Origin of the sequence: Veillonella parvula, assembly GCF_018366295.1 — a bacterium.
Classification (GTDB): domain Bacteria; phylum Bacillota; class Negativicutes; order Veillonellales; family Veillonellaceae; genus Veillonella; species Veillonella parvula_P.
The window spans coordinates 196,408-219,758 of sequence record NZ_JAGZIJ010000002.1; the positions used below are offsets into that span (position 1 = coordinate 196,408).

21 protein-coding genes are annotated in these 23,351 nt (G+C 35.9%); 2 read left to right on the forward strand and 19 right to left on the reverse strand.

Annotated elements, in window-relative coordinates; genetic code table 11:
- Positions 1-387: 387 nt before the first annotated feature.
- The 5 genes from KHY58_RS03930 to KHY58_RS03950 all read right to left on the reverse strand — a co-directional run bounded on the left by KHY58_RS03930 (position 388) and on the right by KHY58_RS03950 (position 4,466).
- A complete protein-coding gene (locus tag KHY58_RS03930; RefSeq protein WP_278472118.1) occupies positions 388-963 on the reverse strand; it encodes a TonB-dependent receptor in 576 nt (191 codons plus the stop codon).
- A gap of 35 nt (positions 964-998) precedes the next feature.
- Positions 999-2,219 (reverse strand): hypothetical protein, encoded by a 1,221-nt coding sequence (locus tag KHY58_RS03935; protein WP_195394940.1) that lies wholly within the window; start codon positions 2,217-2,219, stop codon positions 999-1,001.
- A gap of 662 nt (positions 2,220-2,881) precedes the next feature.
- The gene (locus KHY58_RS03940) at positions 2,882-3,310 is read right to left on the reverse strand and encodes a hypothetical protein (protein ID WP_004698126.1); all 429 of its coding nucleotides are present in this window, start codon (positions 3,308-3,310) and stop codon (positions 2,882-2,884) included.
- Between the two features lie 5 nt (positions 3,311-3,315).
- Complete coding sequence (locus KHY58_RS03945; RefSeq protein WP_278472121.1) at positions 3,316-3,885, reverse strand: hypothetical protein; 570 nt, start codon at positions 3,883-3,885, stop codon at positions 3,316-3,318.
- A gap of 8 nt (positions 3,886-3,893) precedes the next feature.
- Complete coding sequence (locus tag KHY58_RS03950) at positions 3,894-4,466, reverse strand: hypothetical protein (RefSeq protein ID WP_004694476.1); 573 nt, start codon at positions 4,464-4,466, stop codon at positions 3,894-3,896.
- A gap of 273 nt (positions 4,467-4,739) precedes the next feature.
- Here KHY58_RS03950 and KHY58_RS03955 point away from each other — a divergent pair, with 273 nt between their 5' ends.
- Positions 4,740-6,158, forward strand: coding sequence for a sodium:solute symporter family protein (locus tag KHY58_RS03955; RefSeq protein ID WP_278472124.1), 1,419 nt, complete (start codon positions 4,740-4,742; stop codon positions 6,156-6,158).
- 567 nt (positions 6,159-6,725) lie between these two features.
- On the opposite strand, the gene KHY58_RS03960 is transcribed toward KHY58_RS03955, so the two are convergent.
- The 14 genes from KHY58_RS03960 to KHY58_RS04025 form a co-directional block, all read right to left on the reverse strand.
- A complete protein-coding gene (locus KHY58_RS03960) occupies positions 6,726-7,949 on the reverse strand; it encodes a hypothetical protein (protein ID WP_278472127.1) in 1,224 nt (407 codons plus the stop codon).
- A gap of 125 nt (positions 7,950-8,074) precedes the next feature.
- Complete coding sequence (locus KHY58_RS03965; protein ID WP_278472130.1) at positions 8,075-8,479, reverse strand: hypothetical protein; 405 nt, start codon at positions 8,477-8,479, stop codon at positions 8,075-8,077.
- Positions 8,467-9,429 (reverse strand): hypothetical protein, encoded by a 963-nt coding sequence (locus KHY58_RS03970; protein WP_278472132.1) that lies wholly within the window; start codon positions 9,427-9,429, stop codon positions 8,467-8,469. Before KHY58_RS03970 ends, KHY58_RS03965 begins: the two co-directional genes overlap by 13 nt.
- A 161-nt stretch (positions 9,430-9,590) precedes the next feature.
- On the reverse strand, positions 9,591-10,322 hold the full coding sequence (locus KHY58_RS03975) for an outer membrane protein assembly factor BamE (protein ID WP_278472136.1): 732 nt from the start codon (positions 10,320-10,322) through the stop codon (positions 9,591-9,593).
- Between the two features lie 65 nt (positions 10,323-10,387).
- Entirely contained in the window at positions 10,388-10,969 is a 582-nt protein-coding gene (locus KHY58_RS03980) for a hypothetical protein (protein WP_278472139.1), read from the reverse strand.
- 102 nt (positions 10,970-11,071) lie between these two features.
- Positions 11,072-11,695, reverse strand: a complete 624-nt coding sequence (locus KHY58_RS03985; protein ID WP_278472141.1) for a hypothetical protein — start codon at positions 11,693-11,695, stop codon at positions 11,072-11,074.
- Between the two features lie 67 nt (positions 11,696-11,762).
- Positions 11,763-12,131 (reverse strand): hypothetical protein, encoded by a 369-nt coding sequence (locus KHY58_RS03990; protein WP_278472143.1) that lies wholly within the window; start codon positions 12,129-12,131, stop codon positions 11,763-11,765.
- Positions 12,132-12,154: 23 nt separating this feature from the next.
- A complete protein-coding gene (locus KHY58_RS03995) occupies positions 12,155-12,736 on the reverse strand; it encodes a DUF5780 domain-containing protein (RefSeq protein ID WP_278472146.1) in 582 nt (193 codons plus the stop codon).
- 219 nt (positions 12,737-12,955) lie between these two features.
- Entirely contained in the window at positions 12,956-15,205 is a 2,250-nt protein-coding gene (locus tag KHY58_RS04000; protein ID WP_278472148.1) for a hypothetical protein, read from the reverse strand.
- 116 nt (positions 15,206-15,321) lie between these two features.
- Positions 15,322-15,858 carry a hydrolase gene (locus KHY58_RS04005; RefSeq protein WP_278472150.1) on the reverse strand — a complete coding sequence of 179 codons (537 nt, stop codon included), beginning with the start codon at positions 15,856-15,858 and terminating at the stop codon, positions 15,322-15,324.
- A gap of 26 nt (positions 15,859-15,884) precedes the next feature.
- Entirely contained in the window at positions 15,885-16,832 is a 948-nt protein-coding gene (locus KHY58_RS04010; protein WP_278472152.1) for a DNA-processing protein DprA, read from the reverse strand.
- A 1-nt stretch (position 16,833) separates the two neighbouring features.
- A complete protein-coding gene (locus KHY58_RS04015) occupies positions 16,834-17,496 on the reverse strand; it encodes a phosphoribosyltransferase (protein ID WP_278472153.1) in 663 nt (220 codons plus the stop codon).
- Positions 17,497-17,770: 274 nt separating this feature from the next.
- Complete coding sequence (locus KHY58_RS04020) at positions 17,771-18,841, reverse strand: response regulator (RefSeq protein ID WP_278472155.1); 1,071 nt, start codon at positions 18,839-18,841, stop codon at positions 17,771-17,773.
- Positions 18,842-18,849: 8 nt separating this feature from the next.
- Positions 18,850-20,697 (reverse strand): sensor histidine kinase, encoded by a 1,848-nt coding sequence (locus KHY58_RS04025; RefSeq protein ID WP_278472158.1) that lies wholly within the window; start codon positions 20,695-20,697, stop codon positions 18,850-18,852.
- A gap of 320 nt (positions 20,698-21,017) precedes the next feature.
- Between KHY58_RS04025 and KHY58_RS04030 the strand changes: the two genes are divergently transcribed.
- Positions 21,018-23,348: a WYL domain-containing protein gene (locus KHY58_RS04030; RefSeq protein ID WP_278472161.1), complete on the forward strand. Its 2,331-nt coding sequence runs from the start codon at positions 21,018-21,020 to the stop codon at positions 23,346-23,348.
- Positions 23,349-23,351: the final 3 nt, after the last annotated feature.

A 23,351-nucleotide genomic window follows, 5' to 3' on the forward strand; every position in this document is an offset into this window, starting at 1 on the left:
TTCATCAAATGCTTAACTATACTATAATTAATCCAACTAGTTTTGGAGGTTTACAGAATTACATTACGAGTTCAAATACAAATTAATTTACAATGCCTTCGGGCTGCCCGACGTAGGGCACCTACTCTCAATTCTTCGGAATTGAGTTTTTTATTGCCAAAATTTACTATTTAAACGTGATATATAATCTATAAGTCGCCAAACACCGTATAATTAACTTCATTTTAGCATAAAACAATAAATTAATTCATATGTTTTTCATAAATCTTATAATTATACTCATAATCGAGTACATAAAAGTTAATAAATAGTTATGTTTATAAGTAAAGCCGAGCTACTCAAAATTTAACGTAGCTCGGCTTTTTCGTCTCTTTTATTCTAATATAATTATCTATAAATCATAATTTTACTTACTTTATCGCCTTTTTGTTCAAATTGTATGCCATGCATCATATCCGTACGATAGCGATATTTCCCATAAAACCATCGATTATTAGAGTCTACTAAATCAGGTCTACCGTATACATTAAGCACTTTTCGCATGGAGTCGCCTACGGCAATGCCTCTATGTGTTGTGGCATCACGATTCTCGATCATCATATAGGTAACAACTGACTCTACACCATCCATTTTAAAACTCCCAAAGGTAACACCACCATAGGTGAGTCCTCTACTAGTTTCTTTAGTAGGCTGCCCCAAACTTGCTTTCACACTATCAAAGGTATTACCTAATGAAACACCAAGAACCATCATATCCTCGTCTGGTAAGTTATCACCTACAAGTTGTCCTCCCGCATAATGAGTATACTGCTCAGCTTTCGGCCAATCGTAAGACTGTTTCGCTGCATTTGTTTCAAGGCGATCCCACGTTTTGCTCAACCAACTTGCATCTGTCACATAACTATAACCACTTACCAATTGCAGGCCGATAACAAGCCCCGTAATCATGTATTTTCTTTTCATGTTCTCTCTCCTGAACGATCTTATAAACAACTGAATTACATTTTATCTTTACTTTGCATACGGATTACTTTATTCCGCAGTGTCTCAACATTTGCAAAATCAGAATATTCTACCGTATTACGCAGCTGAATATGAGAATATGGCGTAGCCCCATCAATATAAACTAAGCTCATTATATATACATTCTTGTCATCACGTAAGAATCGATGCATTAAAGACGTTTTTCCTGGTTGATAGTTATCTACTAAAAGACTAGGAACGCCATTATTCCAAACAGATGCTGATTGAATAGGTGCATCACCTATGATTTGACTTTCTGGCTTTATTTCCGAAATCTCGTCAATAAATGAATAGATATATTTATCATCTACTTTTACAGGTTTCTTAGCTACAATAAGTCGGATACCTGATCCACGATAGTCTCTCATTTCGGCAGAGTCCTTTAACGATTTCTGTGCTATTAGTTTGAGCCCTTTAGGAATACGATATGTGAAATTATCCCATTGAATACTTTCACTATAATGATCCATGTCATCTAACGATCGAATCGACGGAATTACATAATTACTCATAACGTGCTCGAGCTTGCCGGTAACAGGCTGATTTTTGTAGCTAAGACCTACCATATATTCTTGATTCGGTTGATTAAATAAACCAACTACAACAACCATAGCAGGCGTATTCTCACCGAAAGACTCAGTTTCAATAGCCCATTTACCATGTGTGATACCCGGATATGTAAACTCCCCTTTTCGCTCTGATTTTAATTTGCCTAATGCATCATCATAATTCTGTTTTGTACCAATCGCAAAAAATATGGAATTCTCTCTTACAATAGATAAACGTTCACCATCACTGCGTTTTGGGTAATACTTACTTGCTAATAGTAGTCCAGGAACAGATGCCCGAATGTTATTACGCTCATCATGCAACAACACAACTGCAGACTCATTAACAAGTAAGTCCATCAACTTCTCCGAATCGCTTGCTATCTGATTGACTTCATCTCGTGTTAGTCCCCAGTCAGTTACATACATGTCCATGCGTTTTTTAGATTCAGAATGTAATTTTATAACATCACTAGCTCCTACATTGCTCAAGCTACCGGCCCGATAGTTTTCATAGGCATTGGCAGGGATATTCGCATCTGCCCCTGGTATAGGTGGCTGTCCTGCTGGCACTTCTATCTGTACAGCGCTTACATTCATGGTGAAAGCAGCTAGTACAGCCATGATAATCAAACTTTTACGTAACATAAAACCCTCTCTTTTTTCTCTCACATTACAACATAAATAAGCACAACCTTATTAGCATAAGTATACTATGTAAACAAGGCTGTGCCTATTATTAATAATTTTATAATTTAGTATATGTATGATATATCTATAATTGGTATATATAAGGTTTATCTCCATTTGACGATATATCCCTTTATCCCTATAATATAAGTAGATAGTCAGACGAGTAGTGACGTCAGGCTCATCTCACAAACAAATAACATGTAGAAATGGCCTTTTCGTTTTATCTAATTTCCGAAGAAACGAAGGGCTATTTTGCTATTTCTAGACAAATAAGCGCCACAAGTGCTCCAAAGGATATCATGACTGATAAAATCCCAAGGATAATCATAATGATTTTATAACCACTCATAAGCAACCCTCCCTTCAAAAACGAAGAGAGGCCCAACCTCGCCTAACTATCCTAAGTCTATTATAGAACGAACTAATATGCGATACAATAAGCATTATATTATATAAATATACGAATAAACTAATAAAAGCCAAGTTATTCCTAACTATGAATAGCTTGGCTTTTACATTATGTAAATAAGTTAAAAATATATCAGAAATCTAATATGCGTATTTAGGAGCTTTCAAAAGCTAATGAAATATCAGTCCAATAATAATCAGAATCGGAGCTAGGTAAGAAACACAAAAATAACAATAGCTAAAACAATAATAGTGCCATACATTAATATCCCTAGCTTTATAACAAAATCTATACTATAAAAGATAAATGTCCCCACTAAAGATTGGTCTTTCAAAGAAAAGTACCAAGCTTTCACTCTATAATAAATTTTTGGTTTATCAAACGCTGGATATAGTTTCTCATGCCACAAAATAAGCCACGGTAAAACCCAAATATTCCCGAAGGTAAATATCAATACTGGCAAATAATCCCTTAATGGATATGCTTCTAATACATATCGATCATAGAGCAATGTATAGAAAGCCCAAATAGAGATTCCCCAAATAAGTAAAAGCACAAGCTTTATTAGGAGTCCAAAAACAAGTTTTATCTTTAATCTATGTTTATTCACTGTTTTAACCACTCTAGTGCCATACATAAATATTACAACTCATCATCATAAGATAGTCCAAAGATCTTTTTATAGATCAAATTAGGCAATTTATATTTTTCATCACCAAATTCAGCAGGTAGAATCATAGCTTTTAGATTTTCTGCATATATACGTTGTTGGCGAATTTGTCCATTATTGTAATAGGTACCGCCATCATTAACGGTCCCTGTAATTCCTGAACTTCCTTGCTTTGCACGCCAAATAGAGATATATGGGGTCTTATCACCTTGTTTTAAACTTCTATCATGATCATTAATCAAATGGCGCAAAGAACGATCCATTTGGTAATCGTATTGTACTGAAAGTCCTTGAATCATATTCGCAGCAGGAATGGAAACATAAATGACGGCTTCAATACGACGATGGCCATTCGGCGCCGTTACAGACTTAACAGATGAAAGATCCAAATATTTTCCATCTCCTCTTCCAGAGTCAGCACTCGAATCGATGTGTTCAAATCGTTCTGCGTTTAATAAGTCAGCTTGTGATACGGCTTGGATTTGCATTGGCAACACGAGGCAGCTTAGTAACCATAGTGAAAGTAAATATATGCGTTTCATCATCCACCTCATTGGGCCACAATATCATCAAAATGCTGCTGATATACAGATACAAACATAGCATCCGCTATATCATATATAATAGTATTATTACGGTTAAGTGGGACCTTACGCGTATCGTTTACATAATGCATTGGCTTTGTCGCCCCATCAAATGTATATCTCGCTACATCTACCCCTGTCATAGCTAAACCAGACTTACTTTCACTAGCCTCAATCAAAGCCAGCATAGACGGGCTCGGATTCATGATACGAGACGAATGAATAAGTGTCGCTAACGAATAGTTAGTATCATAATCCACGGTGAGCTGTCTCTCATTGATGATAGATTGATAAGACGTATCCATCACAATATAGTAAGTCCCGCGCAAGGAATACTGTGGCGGTGCATAGCGTAGGGCCTCAATCGAATAAGTGTTTAAATAGATATACAAGCCACCACTCTCTATGGGCCCATTCATCGACTGAGAATAAACAAGCTTAAACTGTGGCGACGTTTTCAATTCCTGATAAGTAATTGCCTCTGTAGGCATGGTGAAAGCCAGCAACACAAGAGCTAGCATCAAAATACGTTGAATCATAAAAACCTCTCTCAAAAAATGAATCTTGTCTCTCAATAAAATAAGCACAGTCTTATTAACATAAGTATACTATGCAAACAAGGCTGTGCCTATGATTAATAATTTTATATTTTAGTTCCTAATATATATACATTCTCCAACGTTCCAAGAAACTCCTCTTTGTATTTTCCCCAGTTTTTATGGATAATTAAACTATACTTGATATATGCACCGCAAGTAGTAAGGGTGATTTAGTATGAATCTCTAGATCGTGTAAATTTTTGGAGGTGTCATATGGATTCTCTGACTATTATTTGGGTTATTGTTTGCGCCTATTTATTACTGAATTTATTAGTCGGCGTGTATTGTCATATTCGTGTAAAAGATAGTACTGACTATCTACTCGCAGGTCGTCGTATTGGGGTTCTTATGACGGCAGGCACATTAGCAGCTACAGAAATCGGTGGTGGGAGCACCGTAGGTGTAGCAGCGAAAGCGTATGGTTCTTGGGGCTTATCTGCAGGTTGGTACGTCGTATCTGCAGGGATTGGTGTTATTCTCGTTGCTTTCATCGCACCGCTCTTACGGCGTGCCATGGCAACAACTGTACCGGAGATCATCGGCCGTCGCTTCGGCGCGTCTAGCCATCTCATTACTTCTATTCTGTCCATGCTGGCAACGATTACACTAGCAGGCGTACAGATTACAGCAACGGCAACCATTATTAGCGTTCTCACCGGGCTTTCAACAGAGCTCGCCATCCTCATCTGCGGTGCGGTACTCGTAATTTACACCATGTCCGGCGGCATGTGGAGCGTAACGATGACGGACGTTATCCACTTCTTCGTTCTCGTTGGGGGCTTCTCCCTCGCGGTGCCGTTTGTGTTGCACAATGTAGGTGGCTGGGAATCAGTTGTAGCTAAATTACCACCTGAACAGCTTGGCTTCACAAAGGTGGGTTGGAAAACCATCATCGGTCTCATCATCATGTACTTCATGACCTTCTCCACTGGGCAAGAGTCAGTTCAACGGTACTTCGCAGCGAAAAATGAAAGAACGGCCGTTCTCGGTTCTATCATTTGCGGGATTATTATGGCTCTATTCGCCTTTGTTCCTGCCGTATTAGGCCTTGTAGCATTAGCTGAGTTTCCGAACATCGAGGCGAACAATGCGGTGGCAACGGTAGCACTTAACCTCATGCCTCCAGTAATGGCAGGCTTCGTTATGGCCGCGGTCGTATCGGCCACACTTTCATCAGGCGCAGGCGACCTCTTAGGTGCCGCAACAGTATTTACCAAGGATATTGTGGAACATCATTTTGGTAAAAGCCTCACTGATGCTCAACTCACTAGATATAGCCGTCTATGCGTGCTATTCCTCGGTATCATCGCCATTATCATCTCCCTCGTAAGCAAAGCCATCATTCCGATGCTCGTATTTGCTTTCACAATGAGATCCGCTGGCCCATTCGCAGCATTCCTACTAGGCCTCACGTGGAAAAATGCAACAGCTGGCGCTGGCATTTGGTCCATCGTGCTCGGCTCCATCGCAGGCGTGTACTGGGAATTTGTTGGCAACCCATATGGCATTATGTCCATCATCTTCGGTTCCATCGTCAGCCTCATCGTCTTTGTGGCTGTCGTATGCATTGAAAGAGCCATGGGTAAACCACCGGCTCCTCCGGCTATACCTGATGATGTAAAAGAAATATAATCAATTTATTATAAGCTGTAACTTAATAATAGACTTAAAAGTGCTATAAAATTACAATTACAATTATAAAATTAAAACTCCTATCGGTGAAAGCCAATAGGAGTTTTCTCATTTTACAATACCATCATCAAACTGTATGCCATACACGTGTTCATCATAATTTGACGATATATAATAACCTTACTATAATATAAGAAGATAGTCAGACGAGTCGTAACGTCAGGCACATCTCGAAATTGAAAAAAGATTAGGAAATGGCCTTTCAGTTATCTAGTTACACTAGGCAACGGAGGGCTATTTGTCTTTTGTGAGACAAATAAGCGCTATTAATGCCCCAAAGGCAATAACAACCGTTATTACCTGTAATAAGAGCATGATTATTTCATAATCACTCATAGGCTTATCCCTCCCTTCGATGACGAAGAGAGACCCAACCTCGTCTAACTATCCTAAACCTATTATAGAGCGAACTAATATACGATACAATAAGGAACGAATAATAGGGATATATAGATAAATGTAGCAAAGACCGTACCAAAAGGTATGGTCTTTATGTATTTCTTTTGCTTATTTCTTTGTCTTTATTTCTGCTTTTCTTCTTAACTCTTTAGCATTTTTAAAATCTAAATATTCCATTATATTGCGTAGTTCAATATGATTATACTTTGCCTTTCCATCCTCATAGGTAAGATACATATCATATTCATACTGATCGTCTTGTATTAATTGGAATATACGTGATTGTTTACCTGGATTATGTTGATCCATAAGATATGTGGGTACACCGTTATTCCAGACTATGGCCGATTGAATTGGTATATCTCGTAATAAAGGTGATGAAGAACCATAGAGGTAATCCGCAAAAATACGATTAAAGTATCCACTCATTGCACTATCATCATGTACAATAGAACCTCTATCAATAACTAACTCTAACCCTTGACCATAATATACTCGCCTACTATACTCAGAATCAACCTTTTCTTCCGCTTTCAACATCATCCCTTTAGGCAAGCGATACGTAATATTATCCCATTTAACAAAATCACTAATACGTGCTAATTCATCTAACGGCTGGATAGAAGGAATCACGACATTAGCCATTTCTGTTTCTAGTTCCTTTACATTTGGTTGGTGAAATTTACTTAATCCAACAATATAATGTCGATTAGAATCACTATCAAATGTAACATAAGCTAGCATCATAGGACTATCATTTCTTACTGATTCATCACTTATGCTCCAATAGGCCGATTTAAAACCAGGATAAATAAACATACCTTTACGCAATTCGCTATTTTCATTATAGTTGTCCTCAGTTGTTACTATAGTACCTGAAAGCGATGCAAGTGCATAACGGTCTACAGCAAAAGACGTAATACCATCAGACTTTAAAGGAGTAAATATCCCAGTTACAGCTCTAATAGGTGCCGTCATCTTAGCATTAAAGCCATCTTCATGTAGTAGTATGACCGTAGAATCATGAGAAGTCAAATCCATATACTTAACATTTACTTTCTTAAGTGCTTCTGCATCTTCTAGACTTATCTTACGATTACGAACAAGCTCATCTATCTCTTTATATCTGAGCTTAAGTACCTCTTGTATTTCAAAATCAGGCGCTTTACGAATATCACCATAACGATAGTTCTGATACGCATTATCTGGAATACTTGCATCAGCCCCTGGCACAGGTGGTTGCCCTTCAGGAACAGTATACTGCGCCGCATAAATAGGCATGGTAAAAGCTAGCGCTACAGCCAATCCCAACAATATACTTTTTAATTTCATATAACACCTCTCAAACAACAATAAGCACGTTCTCGCAATTAGTATTAGTATACTACACTCGTGAGAACGTGCCTATGGATTAACCTAACATAAAACATTGATGTTAAATATACTTTCACTAGCAATTATCTATATAGATACATCATATGTGCATTAAAGTACTCTTTATACTCATCAATAGTGGAGAATTTCCCTTTATTCTCTTGTATAACAGCCTCAAAATCTGGTTTGTCAATTTGAGCCATCGTGTAGAAAGCAAGTGGAGACCATTGATAGGCGCTTGAGTAATTACGTCTATGTAGTAGTGGTTCATCAAAGGTTATTGCTAAATCCTGCTTGATGCGTTCTGCCGCTTCCCGATCCCCCATGTGAACAGCGAGCACAACCATATACTTAGCACATAACCACTGTACGTGATAATCTTGGAATTTTCGTTTTTCATACATAGACCACAACCGCAACAGCTCCTGCCATAGGTTTTGGTCTAATTGGTCTAAATAGAAACGATAGATTGCTTTTAAAAGAAGCATAGAATATCATTGCTATCCTCACAAGACTTAAGGTCTACGAGCCCATGTATTTTGCCATATGCCTCGGAAGGCATCTTGAAATACGGATGATCGATAGACTGAACATACTGCTCGAAGCTTTCACAATCACCTGTTTCAATATCATGATGCAACAGTAAATATTGCAAGCACTCGAGATTAAACACATTGTCCTGACCGTCCAAATCACGAATATAGTTATTAAAATATGTTTCATGAATTAATGGACTTTCTTCCTGAGCTGTGATGAGCTCTTGCAGCAACCGCTCATAGGTATCATTGCCTGTGAAAGCATGCGCCAACATGCGATACCATTTGGATAGGTGAGATATCCGCTGCACATACTCAGCCTGCCAAGAGGCAGGAGATTCGATATCTACCTCACCGATAACCGTGTCCAAAGCATCAACGATAGGCAGTAGAGAACCGTACGCCCCATACTTTCGAATAGCAGTAGAGCAAGCTTCAAGCAAACAATATATCTGGTCATAGACAGATAGACCTACTGTTGAATTAGCTAATAACTCAGTACCTTCAGCTTCATATGTAGGAGAGCTTTCATCCTTGTGCTCAGTCATACTATTAGAACTGCCCATTGTAATCTCTATGACGTCAAGCATCTCCTGTGCCTTAGTCATATGATGGATCAGGAAGTTCAAATACTCCAACGTTTTATCCAATGTAGGATATAGATCAACATGTAGCTTCTCCTGAGACAGTTGATTAATCAGATTATTTGCCAAAGGTAGGAGAATACGACCTTTCACATAGGCGAGTACGCCTTCATCTCTCTCTTCAAAAGATGACTCAGAATCCACTCTATACACTAAGGCATTCATGAACGTAAGCTCTTCCTTGCCCTCTACGAGAGGGAACAAAGACGGACGAATTTCATCGAATATGCCTGTCGTCGTAATTGTTACATTATACATACAACATCCTTTTACTATAAAACTATGTACATACTAAGAATGATACGTAATATATACCTATTGTAACATTAAACATCAGAAACGATAATTTAATGGTTTATAGATAAAAAGGCTCTACCTCAAAATAAGGTAGAGCCTTTAGCTAATCATAACTTACATCATTATGTGTTATGAACAGTCAATGAAACCTCTTTACCATCAAAGAATATGTATTCACCGTGACCGATAGAGAATGGTCCTTGGTATTTATCTTTTGAAAGTTCAGATGGCATTCTATTAAATTGATAGAAGTTGTAATAATCTAACATTGATGAATCGATACTCAATCCAGATTTTGTAAAGCGAACACCTTTACCAGTAAGAGTAATAACTGTAACCATATTATGCTCAGTCACCACTTTAAGTCCTAAATTCGTATACTTTAAAGTTTCACGACTATGCATTTTTTCAATAGAGCTTGGCGTACCAAGTAGGTCAATAACTGCTTGTCGATTCATCCCTAAATAAACGCCATTAACAGATTCATAATGCACTTTTTGTAGTTTATTGGTTAATTGATCTTTTTTATTCATGATTAGGGTTTTATGCTCACCATTACCTAACCATTGTAAATGAATTGCTTTTCTACCTTGAGCCTCTTGAATAATAAAAACCCCTGCCCCAGGATAGCCACCTACAAAATCAGCACCATCAACAATACGGCAACCATTAATATATCCATTGGAAATACTTAACACCTTATTCCCATTAGCATCATACCAATCACCTGTAACCTTTTGAGATGTGCGAATAATTAAATCTAATGGCATCTGAGCTGCTTCAACTGTTAGTGCAGAAAACAAGCATATAATACTAAAACACATACAAACAAATAACTTCAGTTTTACTTTCATTTTTATCTCCCCAATAGCCTATATATGGCAATAAATAATAGTTAATTCTTATAGTTATAATAATATTAGAGCAAATAAGGTAATAGATTATAACGCTCAACATCACTCATTACACGGCTATTACCATGTCTATTTTGTTGATATCTAATCAAAACAACTGTATCAGTATATTTGTTAAAGACAAATGACAAGCCACTATTATGTGCCCCTACATATTCACCAATATAATAACCTTTGTACTTGTCATATCCTTCTGATATCTCTCCATAAGGTTCTGTTGGGGTTTGATAAATTGAATATTTCAGTAAAGGGCCATAAGCAGCTTCTACGTCACTTCGACTCATACCTACAGTTATACCTTTATTAGTAGCATAACCGGGCTTTATAATATAGATATCTGGTTGTAATCTATTACCCCATAAAGAAACTATGACCGCATTGTCAGCTGAAATATACATATCATGATGAGAATATCTGTGGTCTGCTAACATTAATGAATAATTATAGTTATTTAAATACCCATATATATCAGGATTATTTTCTAAACTACCTAATACACCCGAATCATCAGTATGTGCTATTACACCTTGAGCTAAGCTAACACTAAAAAAAGATAACAACAATAACTTACTTATAAAGGATCTCATCACAATCCTCCCGTTATTTACACATATGAAATAAAATATCTACAAAAAAACTTATACAATACGAATAGCCAGTAACTATTATCAGGCACTGGCTTCGTATATTTAATTCTTGTTTGTTTTGTTCTTTTCGTCCTTATCAACTAATTCAAGGTACTCTTTGAAGTTATTAACTTTAATAGCTTGCCATGTGCCATCTTCAAGTTTTTTCATAAGAAGATTAAATGTAATATCTTGATTAAGATCTTTTGAGCTAAAAATAATCGGTACAATTGCATTATTTCCATCAATAGTAGCAGAGCCAATACTTTTAAACTCAAGGTCATTAACACCAGTTTTTTCTTTTACTTCATTGGCCGCTTCCTTAGACTTAGTATTTTGATTAGAATCCTCAGATTTCTTTTCAATACCATTATAGATTTCTTGGCTCAATGTTGGTACAATCTGAGATTTTAGGCCTTTAAGCATTACTTCTGCAAAACCTTTAAATGGATTATCTTTAATCAATGGATCATTCATTTGTACATCTACAAAATCATCATAACCAGCTCCTATGATACTTTCTACATCAACATGCTTTTTAAAGGTAACAACATCATGCTTTTCTACGGATTCACGAGCAAGATTTAATGAGTATACTGGTGTTTTTATAAAATACAAGAAATACCAACCTAATACGATAGCAGTAACAGCTATAAGAATAGCAATAATGGACTTCTTTTTAAACATATATATCTCCTTTGTTTTCTATCAACTACTTAATTTTCTATACTTATGTTTTAATCAATTATTAATATTACTCTTCAGGTTTGGAAATTTGATTATTAAAAGTCCGACCAATAAAAAATACCAATAAACCAAACAGGATAAATGCTATTCCCCAGACCATTAAGTCTTTAAAGAATGTTGCTGTAATAATATCTAATATGCCTGTAACTATTAATAGAAAGCCTACACGAGTAAGAACACTCATACTTTTAGATTTAAATAATAAAAAAAGTCCTCCTACAAAACCAATAGCTGATGAAAGTATTCCTATATATCCATCCACAAGACTAGCACCAAACATTCCCCCTAAAGCTCTAGCAATATTAGCTTGCCCATATAAAAAAATAGATATGATTATAATAATCAACGCACTAATAATAGTAATTGCTCTTTTCATACAATACTTCTCTCCATGTATAACTAGTTATAACTACCTTTTTCTTTATCTACTTGTTCTTGGAATTGACTATTTCTCCAAACAGAACCATCTGTAAAATGTACTTGTTTTAAAATAATCTTTCCCTTCGTAGCTCTATCAGATAAATATAATGCCCATGCACCAGATAATACACCATTTGATGCTGCTTCTCCTTGTAAGGTAAGTGGGGATGTTATATTTCCATCTCCTTGGCTAATAGCAGGTCGACCAAAATTATCAAACTTCAAAATCACAAATTCTACCGCGTCAATAGTCTTTGAGGTTACATTTATCAATTCTATGCGAGTTCTTGTAATTCCTATATCATCAGGTCCAATACTAAAATTACCAACTTTCATAGGTTGATCTGGCAGGTCAGTAACCGGCTTACCTTTTAATTCACTTGGCACATACATAGCAATTTTATCTTCTAAATTCTTTTTATCTGCCTTTAATTGTGTAACTTCTTTTTGTAATGAGCTGTTCTCACTTTTTAACTGATCTAGTTCAGCTGAATTGCCACACCCTACCATGACCAATAGTGACGTCCCTAGCAGCACTGTGCTAATCATTTCCTTCAACATATTTAATCTCCTTTTACAATACAAACATATTACTTAACTCCAATATACTATATACAGTTAAACAAATAATTATAAATATGAAACCCTTTCATAAAATGAATATAAAATGAAATAAAATAAGAGCCACCTAGAAATGTACTAGGTGACCGTTATTTATAATTAGTTATATCTATTAGTCAAATATCTGGCAAATATTAGTTGAATATAACATATACATTACTAATCAAATATATAAGTCATATACTTGCTCAAGTTTTCTTTATATTCATCTATGGTGTCACATGTTACGGTATTATCTTTAATCCAGTCTTTAAGTTTCAGTTCTGGACCTCCAAAGTTAGAGTCTTCATCACTTTTCCAAATTCCACCGTTATCGGATTCATATTGTTGCCAGCATGCTTTAGAGAACATAGCTAGATTATACGCTTTATGGTATTCTTCTTTAGCTAAGTCTAGATAACCCAAGGTTTCATTAATTTGAGCCATTATATAGTACTCGAATAAAGACCATTTATAATCACTAGATGCATCATCAATTTCGCATACGACTTCAGTAATAGCAGCAGCTATCTCTCGCTTATACCGTTCTGCTCGTTGAGTATCTCCAAAACGCATGGCAAGCTTGACCATATATTTAGTACATAATGCATAATAATCTACGCCAAACAAATAGGATATTTTATCTGGTTTCTCCCATAGGCTAGCCATTTCATTCCAAAGTTCTTTATCAATATGGTCTAAGTGGAACGTACAGAGTACTTTCAACCATAGATAAAAATCCTTGTTGGAATAGTTGGCATGAACCCCATCTTCGCTAAGGTCTAATAGAGCATGCATTTGTGCGTAATAGTCAAATTCTAAATCAAATACCGATGGATACATCTCTTTTATATAATGCTCATAGCCGATTCTATTCTTTGTTTCCACATAATATTGCAATAGTGCATACCGTAAACTATCTATACTAAAAGCATGTTCAGGATTTACGCCACCCATAAGAATAGGGTCTAGATATTGGCTATGTTTGACAGGATCTCTTTTCTGCATATCCATTAAATCTTTAAATATTGTATCTGCATTTTCATTGCCAGTGAAAGCATAGGCCAATGCACGATACCACTGGGATATGCGTGATAGTTTAACCACATACTCAACTTGCCACGTATCGGTAGTCGAGATTTGAACCTTAGCTAACTTTTCATCTAATTTATCCACAATGGGTATGATAGCGGCATACATATATTTATTAAGAGCCACACAACATGCGTCAATCATACAGTAAAACGTACAACATAGGCGTGCATCTAATGTCAGAACATTGGCTAAATCCTGGTACTTATAGATATCGCGGCCATCGCCACCTTGTTCACATATACCTTCAATAGTTGACTGTAATGAATTTCCATAACGCAGAATAAAATCAAGGTATGATTGACGTTGGTCGGGTTTCGGATACAATGGAATATTCAACCTGTCTCTTGTAAGATCATTTACAAGCTTATCGAGCAAAGGTCCAATATGATAATTCTTTACATACCCTATAACTCCATCGTTATAGGATGGCACCTCATCCTGTAACAAACGTTGTAGCTGTGAATATTGATTTCTTGAATAGATGTCTAACAATTTATCTACCCAAATATTCCACTCATCATAAACAGCTATTTTAGAGCATTCACTAATAAAATGCTTATACAAGCTTTCACAAATATCAGAGAAGAACGAATCCTCAGTTAAATTCGCTAACTGCTCACTTTCGGTAGTTCCTTCCATATTTTGTACCATATAAGCACCTAATGCATCAGCGATTAATAAAAACTCCGAATTAACTAATGTAGGCTCGTTCATTGTATACGTATTAGGAATAGATGAAACAGACACGAAATCAGGCATGGAAGCACGCTCAACATCCTCCAATATTTGTTGCACAGTTGTAACGGATAAAGGCGTATCAATATGATCCACGCCCGTCATACAGCCACAAATTCCATCTGTTGAAAAGAATCTATTTAGAAAATATCGAAGCATATGGTCATGTATATATTGAACCTCGTCCTTAGGTGATCTATGCTTTTGGAACAGCATCTTACGACCTCTGTAGCTTTTATACATAGGATACACCCTATACGACCCTTTACGCGGTTTGGATAATAATGGTTCACCATCATAGGTACCATGCTTGATAAACTCTGGCAAACAATTAATAATCTCTGTTCGTAGTTCCTCAATAGGTTTTCCAAAATCATTGCAAAGTGCCTTTACATAAGCTCGAATACGTTGCCGCTCCAACTCAAGGTCCTCACGAGCTGCCGCCACCTCCTCTGCATCATCCTCCAAAAAGGGGATAATGGGGACATTGTACTCCAAAGCAAGCAAAAATGTCATTGTTTCTTTTCCTTCTATAGGTGGAAACAACGATGGTCGAATAGCATTAAATATACCTGTTGTACTTAAGGTTAAAAATCTCATAAATCCTCCCTATGCATAACACTACATAATAACAAACTCTCTTTATTCAAACGGTTTAACATATAACAGCTATTTGCTCAATTATTACATTAAATCTTATTTCTCTATTTAATACCCTATGCAACTGTTTCCACTTTCACTTCAACAGCCATTACGGTCATACCTAGCTTTCGTAGGTGGTTAATAACCTCAGGATTATCTTCGTGAAAGCATAGTTCCTCTGGTTCACAGTCAAAGAGCACACAGAAATCTTGCACCGCATGGGATATATCATTCTCTGTTTTATTGCTAAAGCGTATCGCTCTATAATCAGTGACCATATGGTGTCTTAGCAACATGCGTATCCGTTCAGGATTAGCCGCTGTCCATAAGGCACATCGCTCACTACCATATGTGCTGAGCACACGAGCTACAGAGGAATTCAACTGAGACATATCTAAGTGGCTTTCTACATATGCTTGTTTTAGGGTAGCGATATGAACTAAGTCATACTCTGACAGCTGTGAATACCATTCCTGTACGATTTCACGAGTAATACGTGGCACGACCTTACGGGGTTCTAGTGCCATACATGCCAAAGCGTGTACATAGCCAGCTGTATTTAATTCGTCGGTAAATACCAATATATTATCTACATCTACAATATGAAACATGAGAACCCCCTTTAGTCATATACATATCAAAATAGTTTTTGCTGTGCCTCTAGAGCTGGATTTACAAGGCTTACTAGGTCATCCACCGTTACCGATGTAAACCCCGCAGCACCTACCTCACTTGGATTCGTCACTAATTGTTTTGCTTTTTGCTGTGAAAGTAGGCTACGGTTCAGTTTCATCTCTAACACTTCGCTATCTGTCGTTTCATCATACATAGCACAGGCTAGATGTCCATAGGAGTGTGCTTTTCCCATGGCATGACGGGCCCCACTATCTCCATCACGGCCTTCATAGCTTGCGATGAGCACTACAGCCTTGGCAAATAACGCTTGCAACCGATCTCTCTCTACATAACGATTAATCGCTTCATTACGACTACGTGGCCCATTGTAGTATTCAGAAATAACAAGACCACCTTTTTCGATAATTTGATGGGCCATATCCCGATGGTCTGCCGGTGAAATAGCATTTAATGGTGATGGCAAGATGGCAATTGTTTTTCCCTCATGCTCCATACAAACCTTATGTCCAATAGCATCACACCCTTTTGCTAGTCCACTTACGATATGTTGTCCGTGACGCACTAAATGCTCAACAATCTTGCTTTCACGAGCAATGATATCCTCGTTCGGCGTTGTATAACCAATAACAGCCACATTCCGATTCAAATCACTCAACAAAGACAAGTCACCCTTATAAAACAAGAGATACGGGCGATCCCCTTTAGGGGCGCTTTCATTAATAACTGGAAAATCCGCATCAAAGCAGCATACCGCGCCGTCCATCCAGTCCATGTCATCTACCGCAACGGATAGGTCATGCACTACATCATCGATGTTTGGAATATCGCTCATCATGGCGAGGAACTCATCCTCTGTTTTCCAGTTATCATGAAAGCTCTTTCTCGTTGTAATGCGACTCGTCGTATTATGGACAGCCCAGATTTTTAAAGCTATCGGTGAAATGTTCATATTATGCCCCTTTTCTATAAGAAGAACGACGGTAGGTGTATGCCACAGCATAGAATACAACACGAGCTGCGCCCGCATCATATAATGCCTGAATACAATCCTCATCAACGTTCACTGTTTTTGTATAAATATCATCAATTAAAATAACCGTTTTGTCTCGAACTACATCGGCATTGATATGGCAAGTGTCATTTGTAATCCCCACATAGGGCTCGCTACCACAATTATCAAAGCCTGGCAAATTTTTATGAATATGTGTTGTCTTCGTATTTGTATGTCGCATAATACAACTGATGCCATCTGTGATACCTGAGTATCCGTTGGCCTGTAACATTCTGACACACTCTTGCACCGCATCGCGGAAGCCCAACTGGTTAGGTGACATAAGGGCTTTAGATCTAGGTACAACGGCAACAACCGCCTCCTCAAGCTTTTCAGCCTTCATGATATCGGGTATATCCCTTTTTACTCTATCATACACTTCCTGACGGGCAGATTTTAGGACCCTAGGACAATAGTTGTTCAATGTATTTTTTAAGGTATTAAGAAAATCAGGATTTCCTGGCTCACGAAAGCGCAAATACAAGTCACGATAATAACCAACACAATCACGAGATAAATATTCATTGCTAGATAAAGTAAAACGTCTAATTAACTGTTCCATATGAACCTCCATTTATAAAAACTACATAATTATTGTTAAACCTGTGGAGTGCCCATCACTCAATTTCAAACCGTCAAGGACGGTCTCCAAACAAAGGAGATTTATGTGTGTAGAGAGGGGAAAATTTATTTTTAAAAGGAGAACTATCATGCTACTTGATGTTTCAACCCCTCAGGTTTAACTTGTGTGTTCATTATACGGATTAAACAAAAATAGAGATAATCAAAAAAACTAGGAACAAAAAAAGCCGCCTAAAAAGGCGACTATTTTTATATTACAAGGAATATTGAAGAAAATCTAATAAATACTCCTGTTTATTTATTGTTTTTAAATCAAATAGATAAGCTTTTGCTCTCTCAAAGTCATCCTTTGAAATACCACTAGGATGGGCAGCCTTATTACGTAGCTGAAGAAAAGCTTGCATACGTTTATACCACTTAGAAAAATCTGATGATGAAACACCTAGAGAAGTTATATTCTTACTTATCACATAAATACAAGACCCTAAAGTTGTAGTTTCTTCGTCCAAAAGTAAACCTTTAGCTCTTAAAAATACAGTCAACACACTTTCAAAACACTTAGAATAAGCAATAAGCATAGGGGAAAAATCAATATCTGTATCATCTTTATGGCTCTCAAAAAGGAACTCCCCTGTCGCAAGGAATTTAATTGATTGCTCATCAAAACATCTGTAACGGCGTCTAAACAATTCAATTATTTTATTAAAAATATTTGCCTTGCCAGTATTTCCCTGAGTTTCTTGATTTTCTACAGCTTCAATATATTTAAGTGTTTTATTTTGGAATTCTATCCATTCCTTTGGATCACTAATATTACTTTCTTTCCCAATCCCTAAACTTTGTAAAGCTTCATAAGCCCACTCTTTAGTTTGTTCAACTTGCTTTGCTAAAGATAATACTTCTAACTCTAAAAAATTTACTTTATCATGCAAACCATTAACCGTTGTATTCAACTCAATACATTCATTAATAGTACGTTTTAATTCTATTTCAGAAATAGGCTTAGCTTTAAAATGGATATTTACATCACTCTTATAAGTTATGTCAGAATCATCACTAGCCCCTGTTAAAAAGATGATTGGTATATTAGAGTTAATTCTTCTAACTTCTGCTACAGCCTCTGATCCAGATATTCCTGTATCAAAATGATGATCCAGAATAATTAAATTACCTATTTCTGCATTCTTTTTTAAAGCTCTAATAAAAACAGTAGCAGAATAAAATAATGTAATTTCTACATTAAAAAAATTACGTTTAATAAATGATGATAAACTATTATGTATAATGTCCTCATCATCTACAATACAAATAGTCAAACTATTCATGATACCATTCACTCCTCTTCTGCAATAGGTACTAAAAGTTCAACTTCTGCACCTTTTTCACCCTTATCATTAATAATATTATTAACATAAATTATTGCATTCATTCGGTCAGCAAAAAATTTAACATATTGTGACCCTTTCCCCATTCTCTTTTGGGTCTTATCAGAACTTTCCACTGGTTCTTTATAGATTTTTCCAAGTATATGCAATGGGAATCCACCAGCATTATCTTGAACTCTAACAGAAAAGAAAAGCCTGGAATCAACTTCTCTAATTGAGTATGTGAGAACTATTTGATCATTAAGAACTTCAGCATCTAAATCTCTATATGACAATGCATTACTGGCATTTTTAAGAAGATTCTCTACAATACTCGCTACTCGATTAAGATTAACTTCACAAACTAATTTATAATCCTGAGCATTTATATAGTCATTTACTATGAAATTAATTCCACTACGCTCTTTATCATAATAGTTCTTTGGAATATTATGATTAATACAATCAACAATTTCTGTAATATTTTTTAGACTAGTTTTATAATCTATAGTTTTAAATAGTTCTTTTTGATGAACTAAAATAGTATCCCTAAATTCAGCTAATCTAACATTTATTCCCCTCTCAATCAATTGCTCGAATAATTGCATAGAATCATCTAATCTATTCATTTCATCCAAACTCAATAAAGGTTGATCTTGTAACTTATTCTTTAATGTATGTCGACTATCAGCTAATACATTTTCAACAATTTCACTCCATGATAAATTGAGTTGTTGTAATTGCTGTCGTGTATCTCTTAACGATACTTTATCAAATTCGTCATGCATATGATCATATGCACTATAAGCAACTTGAAGTTTATCCAAAGCATCTTTTCTTTCTTGGCTTAATTTTATTAGTTCCTTTTTTTGCGCCTCTTGACTATCTCGATAATACTGCCACATCAAGCCCATTAAATAGAAAACCCAGAACACGCCCCAAAAATAAGAACTCCTAGCATAATTTTGATTTTTAAAATATACATCAGCCTGTAAAGAATAACCATATAGTAAATCAGGAAAAGTAGAAAATGTCATGGCTCTAATAATGCCCCAACTATAGTAAGGCTTATTAGCATACTTAAAATCTAACTTATATTTTGATCCATTATAGGAAAATACTCGATATTCATTAGAATCAAACTTCGATTGAATAGACTCTAATAAGTAAACTTTGGGCGTTCTATCACTTTTCTTTTTCAAGATTTCCTTTCCATCTTTTTCAATGGTAAACTCACCGGCTGTAGATTTAGCAATATCATTTATCTTTTCAAGTTTTATTTCTTCTGATAAATCGCTAGTTATAACAGCTTTAACAGAATGAAATAATAACATTTGATTTTGATATAATGCAGATCTAACGCCACTATAATATGACATATAACTAAAGAGCGTCCATACTAAACAAGCAATTAATAAGGCAGCCCCCATCGTGAGAAATTGTGATTTTCTCTTCGTAATATCATTAGAGAAAAATATGCTAATTGTAAATATGAGAATAGTAATACTTAGGATAATGAAATCATAAGAAATAAAATTATTAACTGCTAAAATACCAGCTATAAAGATAACGCCGATAATAAAAGCCGTCATTATACCCCTATATCGAATAAACCATTCTAATACAATGTGGGTTACATTACGCTGAGAAAAATAAGTCGATAAAATCCCTAACAATGTAGTTATTAAGAGTATCATCCCATAATGAATTCCTACAATTCTGCCTGTAAAGTATGTATAAATAGGAATTCCTATTGATGAAATAATACTAATTACCGTTAGTAACCTTATAAAATTAGGGAAAATCTTAGAATTCATATTTCCTCCTACAAAGCTATAGATGACTTCTTCAATTAATAGTAAAAAGCATATTATCTTCACTTCTTCTATTTAAGCTACTATTAAACTTCATCATTTATTCATCTAAATAATACCAGATTCAATAAAGAAAATCACTAAAAACATGTTTTTTATGAAATATTTTTCATAATTTATAGACTATATAAAGTTATGTATATTACACAATGTTAGTACTCATTTATACATATACGCAATAAAGGACAGATATATTTCTATATCTGTTTTTTAAAGTTTGGTATAATATTCACAAAACATTCATTTTCATGCCAGGAGGATCTATGCCAAGTGTAACGAATTATCTAAAGAACTTTACCAAAACACGCTTGTTTTTTCGTAGCTTGGCCATGGGTTTGCATACAAGAAATACAGCTTTCAAGCGAGGCATAAAGAAAAGTTTACATGATGATTATCTCAAGCGCCTCGCCTATTTTAATATGGGTTCTAAAATTCGAGATACCCAAATTGGTCGAATGCATGTACACACTATCACTAAACAAGACTTTTACTGGGGACACAATTACCTGTCTTCCTTATATTCTCTCTATGCGATGAAACCTGAGACAATCATTCTTATTTTAGCCATTATCGACACAATTAGCGAACTCAAAACTGCTTCTATTACAGACATATACGAGGCTATCAACGACCAGCCTCATATACTTTCAGTATATCAGGATTTTTTAGCAGAAAAATACCAACACACTAATAAATCGTTGCCAGATATCATCGAAAAGCAGATGATAAGCCGCCTCATTAAAAGGCTAGTAACAATCGGTATAATTGATGAAATTTCTGAACGGAATACCTATATATATCGGCTAATGCCATCAGGTATCGAAAATCTAACAGATCAGCAGCTTGAGTTATTATCTAGAGCCATATTTGTATATAAAAATATATCGCTCTTTAGTACAGCAGGTAATACGTTATTAAAGAAAACTCAGCCATTACATACTAATACATCTCTATTAGATGAGCTCGAACAGCCAACTACACAAGCTTACGAATCCCAGTATTTATTTACCTATAACAATCCGCTTCATGTGATTGATGAAAGCTTGCTCTATACTATTGCCCAAGCATTACAAGATGATAGAATGCTCGAGCTTAGCTTTTATAATAAACGTCGTCCAAAGATCCTCGTTCAACCAGTTCGAATTGAATCAGATTACATTGGCAATCGAGATTATCTAATCGCGTATCATAAACAAACGCTTGTCACCTTTCGCATTGATTCAATCAATACTATTGTTACAAAAGGTGCTTTCACAAAGGCAAATCAAATACTACAAAAGGACACTAAATATAAAACAACACTACACGTGCGCTTTTATAAATTACCTCAATACGAGCCCGTATGGGATGATTTTAACAATACACTCCGACATGTGACGATGATTGTTGAGCAAGATACTTCGCAGTATATAGATGTAGAGTTACAGGTGCAGGATGGTCAAGTTCTATTACCTGTATTGCGTACATTCTTACCATATATCCAAATTCTGCATAGTATTCCTGAAAGTATCCGAACACGTTTTAATGATAATTTACATCATACACAACATGAAACAGTGTCTGAGCCAAGTAGCTATACTAAGAAGATGCATCCTACTTGGAATCTACTTTCATCAGAGCCTACCGATTCAGAAAATGGTGCAGTATCACCTCTACTAAACGAGATGACCGCAATTACCTTCAATACGCAATACCGTATACAGCAAGATCTAATTAACGGTGTTTCATACACATTAGATGATTTGCAATACATCATAAAGCATAGACCACTATTAGATAGCTATGCACCCGTTGAGGAAAATGACCAGTACGAGCAAACCTTGCCAAAGTATTTAGTCATTTCATCCGATCAAGGCATACAACCTTTATTCTCACATTTACCAGATTTAGTATTAACCACTGCAGAACGCATGTTCCTCAAGGATTTACTAAAGGATAACCGCATCAACTGGATGTTGCCTATCGATATGCAGCAACATTTAGAACAAACGCTTGCAGAAGTTCCTACAACTTTACCAGCAAATGCATGGGCTAATAAAAGTCTTACTGTCGATAGAACCGCTGAAAGTTATACAAAGCATTGGCTATGTACACAAGCAATGATAGAGCATACAACCCTAGCTTGGGATACGCCTGAAGGAGTAATTACAATTATTCCGTGTAAGTTAGAATACAATACGTCAACAAATGGATTCTCACTTATCGGCTACCATGCAGCAGACAAAACTTTCCATTACTACTCACTAGATACATTACCAATAGTAACTGTCGGTAAAGCACCTATAGAGATTGATACAAATACCTTATACAAGGAGTATCAAGAAACAAACCGCCAAACAGTGGTCTTTACTATTTATGATTTGAATAATGCTATCGATCGATGCTTTAACGCGTTCTGTAACTATGAAATTGTAGGTTCTGAAACAGAGCCAAATACATTTACACTCAGCGTAGAATACCTGCCATTTCAAGAAAAAAATATAATATGTATTCTCTTGTCCTTAGGCACCGCAATTCGTATCCAAAAACCTACATCTTTAAAAAATCACCTTAAAGCTATTTATAAACAAGCTATTTCATTATTACAAAAATAATTA

What these genes read in the sequence shown, in the direction of transcription:
- KHY58_RS03980 (WP_278472139.1), bottom strand. Translation starts at nt 10,969, where the DNA reads ATGAGATCCTTTATAAGTAAGTTATTGTTGTTATCTTTTTTTAGTGTT.
- KHY58_RS03930 (WP_278472118.1), bottom strand. Translation starts at nt 963, where the DNA reads ATGAAAAGAAAATACATGATTACGGGGCTTGTTATCGGCCTGCAATTG.
- KHY58_RS03960 (WP_278472127.1), bottom strand. Translation starts at nt 7,949, where the DNA reads ATGAAATTAAAAAGTATATTGTTGGGATTGGCTGTAGCGCTAGCTTTT.
- KHY58_RS03955 (WP_278472124.1), top strand. Translation starts at nt 4,740, where the DNA reads ATGGATTCTCTGACTATTATTTGGGTTATTGTTTGCGCCTATTTATTA.
- KHY58_RS04000 (WP_278472148.1), bottom strand. Translation starts at nt 15,205, where the DNA reads ATGAGATTTTTAACCTTAAGTACAACAGGTATATTTAATGCTATTCGA.
- KHY58_RS04025 (WP_278472158.1), bottom strand. Translation starts at nt 20,697, where the DNA reads ATGAATTCTAAGATTTTCCCTAATTTTATAAGGTTACTAACGGTAATT.
- KHY58_RS04015 (WP_278472153.1), bottom strand. Translation starts at nt 17,496, where the DNA reads ATGGAACAGTTAATTAGACGTTTTACTTTATCTAGCAATGAATATTTA.
- KHY58_RS03950 (WP_004694476.1), bottom strand. Translation starts at nt 4,466, where the DNA reads ATGATTCAACGTATTTTGATGCTAGCTCTTGTGTTGCTGGCTTTCACC.
- KHY58_RS04030 (WP_278472161.1), top strand. Translation starts at nt 21,018, where the DNA reads ATGCCAAGTGTAACGAATTATCTAAAGAACTTTACCAAAACACGCTTG.
- KHY58_RS03995 (WP_278472146.1), bottom strand. Translation starts at nt 12,736, where the DNA reads ATGTTGAAGGAAATGATTAGCACAGTGCTGCTAGGGACGTCACTATTG.
- KHY58_RS03985 (WP_278472141.1), bottom strand. Translation starts at nt 11,695, where the DNA reads ATGTTTAAAAAGAAGTCCATTATTGCTATTCTTATAGCTGTTACTGCT.
- KHY58_RS03965 (WP_278472130.1), bottom strand. Translation starts at nt 8,479, where the DNA reads ATGCTTCTTTTAAAAGCAATCTATCGTTTCTATTTAGACCAATTAGAC.
- KHY58_RS03975 (WP_278472136.1), bottom strand. Translation starts at nt 10,322, where the DNA reads ATGAAAGTAAAACTGAAGTTATTTGTTTGTATGTGTTTTAGTATTATA.
- KHY58_RS04010 (WP_278472152.1), bottom strand. Translation starts at nt 16,832, where the DNA reads ATGAACATTTCACCGATAGCTTTAAAAATCTGGGCTGTCCATAATACG.
- KHY58_RS03935 (WP_195394940.1), bottom strand. Translation starts at nt 2,219, where the DNA reads ATGTTACGTAAAAGTTTGATTATCATGGCTGTACTAGCTGCTTTCACC.
- KHY58_RS03970 (WP_278472132.1), bottom strand. Translation starts at nt 9,429, where the DNA reads ATGTATAATGTAACAATTACGACGACAGGCATATTCGATGAAATTCGT.
- KHY58_RS03940 (WP_004698126.1), bottom strand. Translation starts at nt 3,310, where the DNA reads ATGTATGGCACTAGAGTGGTTAAAACAGTGAATAAACATAGATTAAAG.
- KHY58_RS03945 (WP_278472121.1), bottom strand. Translation starts at nt 3,885, where the DNA reads ATGAAACGCATATATTTACTTTCACTATGGTTACTAAGCTGCCTCGTG.
- KHY58_RS03990 (WP_278472143.1), bottom strand. Translation starts at nt 12,131, where the DNA reads ATGAAAAGAGCAATTACTATTATTAGTGCGTTGATTATTATAATCATA.
- KHY58_RS04020 (WP_278472155.1), bottom strand. Translation starts at nt 18,841, where the DNA reads ATGAATAGTTTGACTATTTGTATTGTAGATGATGAGGACATTATACAT.
- KHY58_RS04005 (WP_278472150.1), bottom strand. Translation starts at nt 15,858, where the DNA reads ATGTTTCATATTGTAGATGTAGATAATATATTGGTATTTACCGACGAA.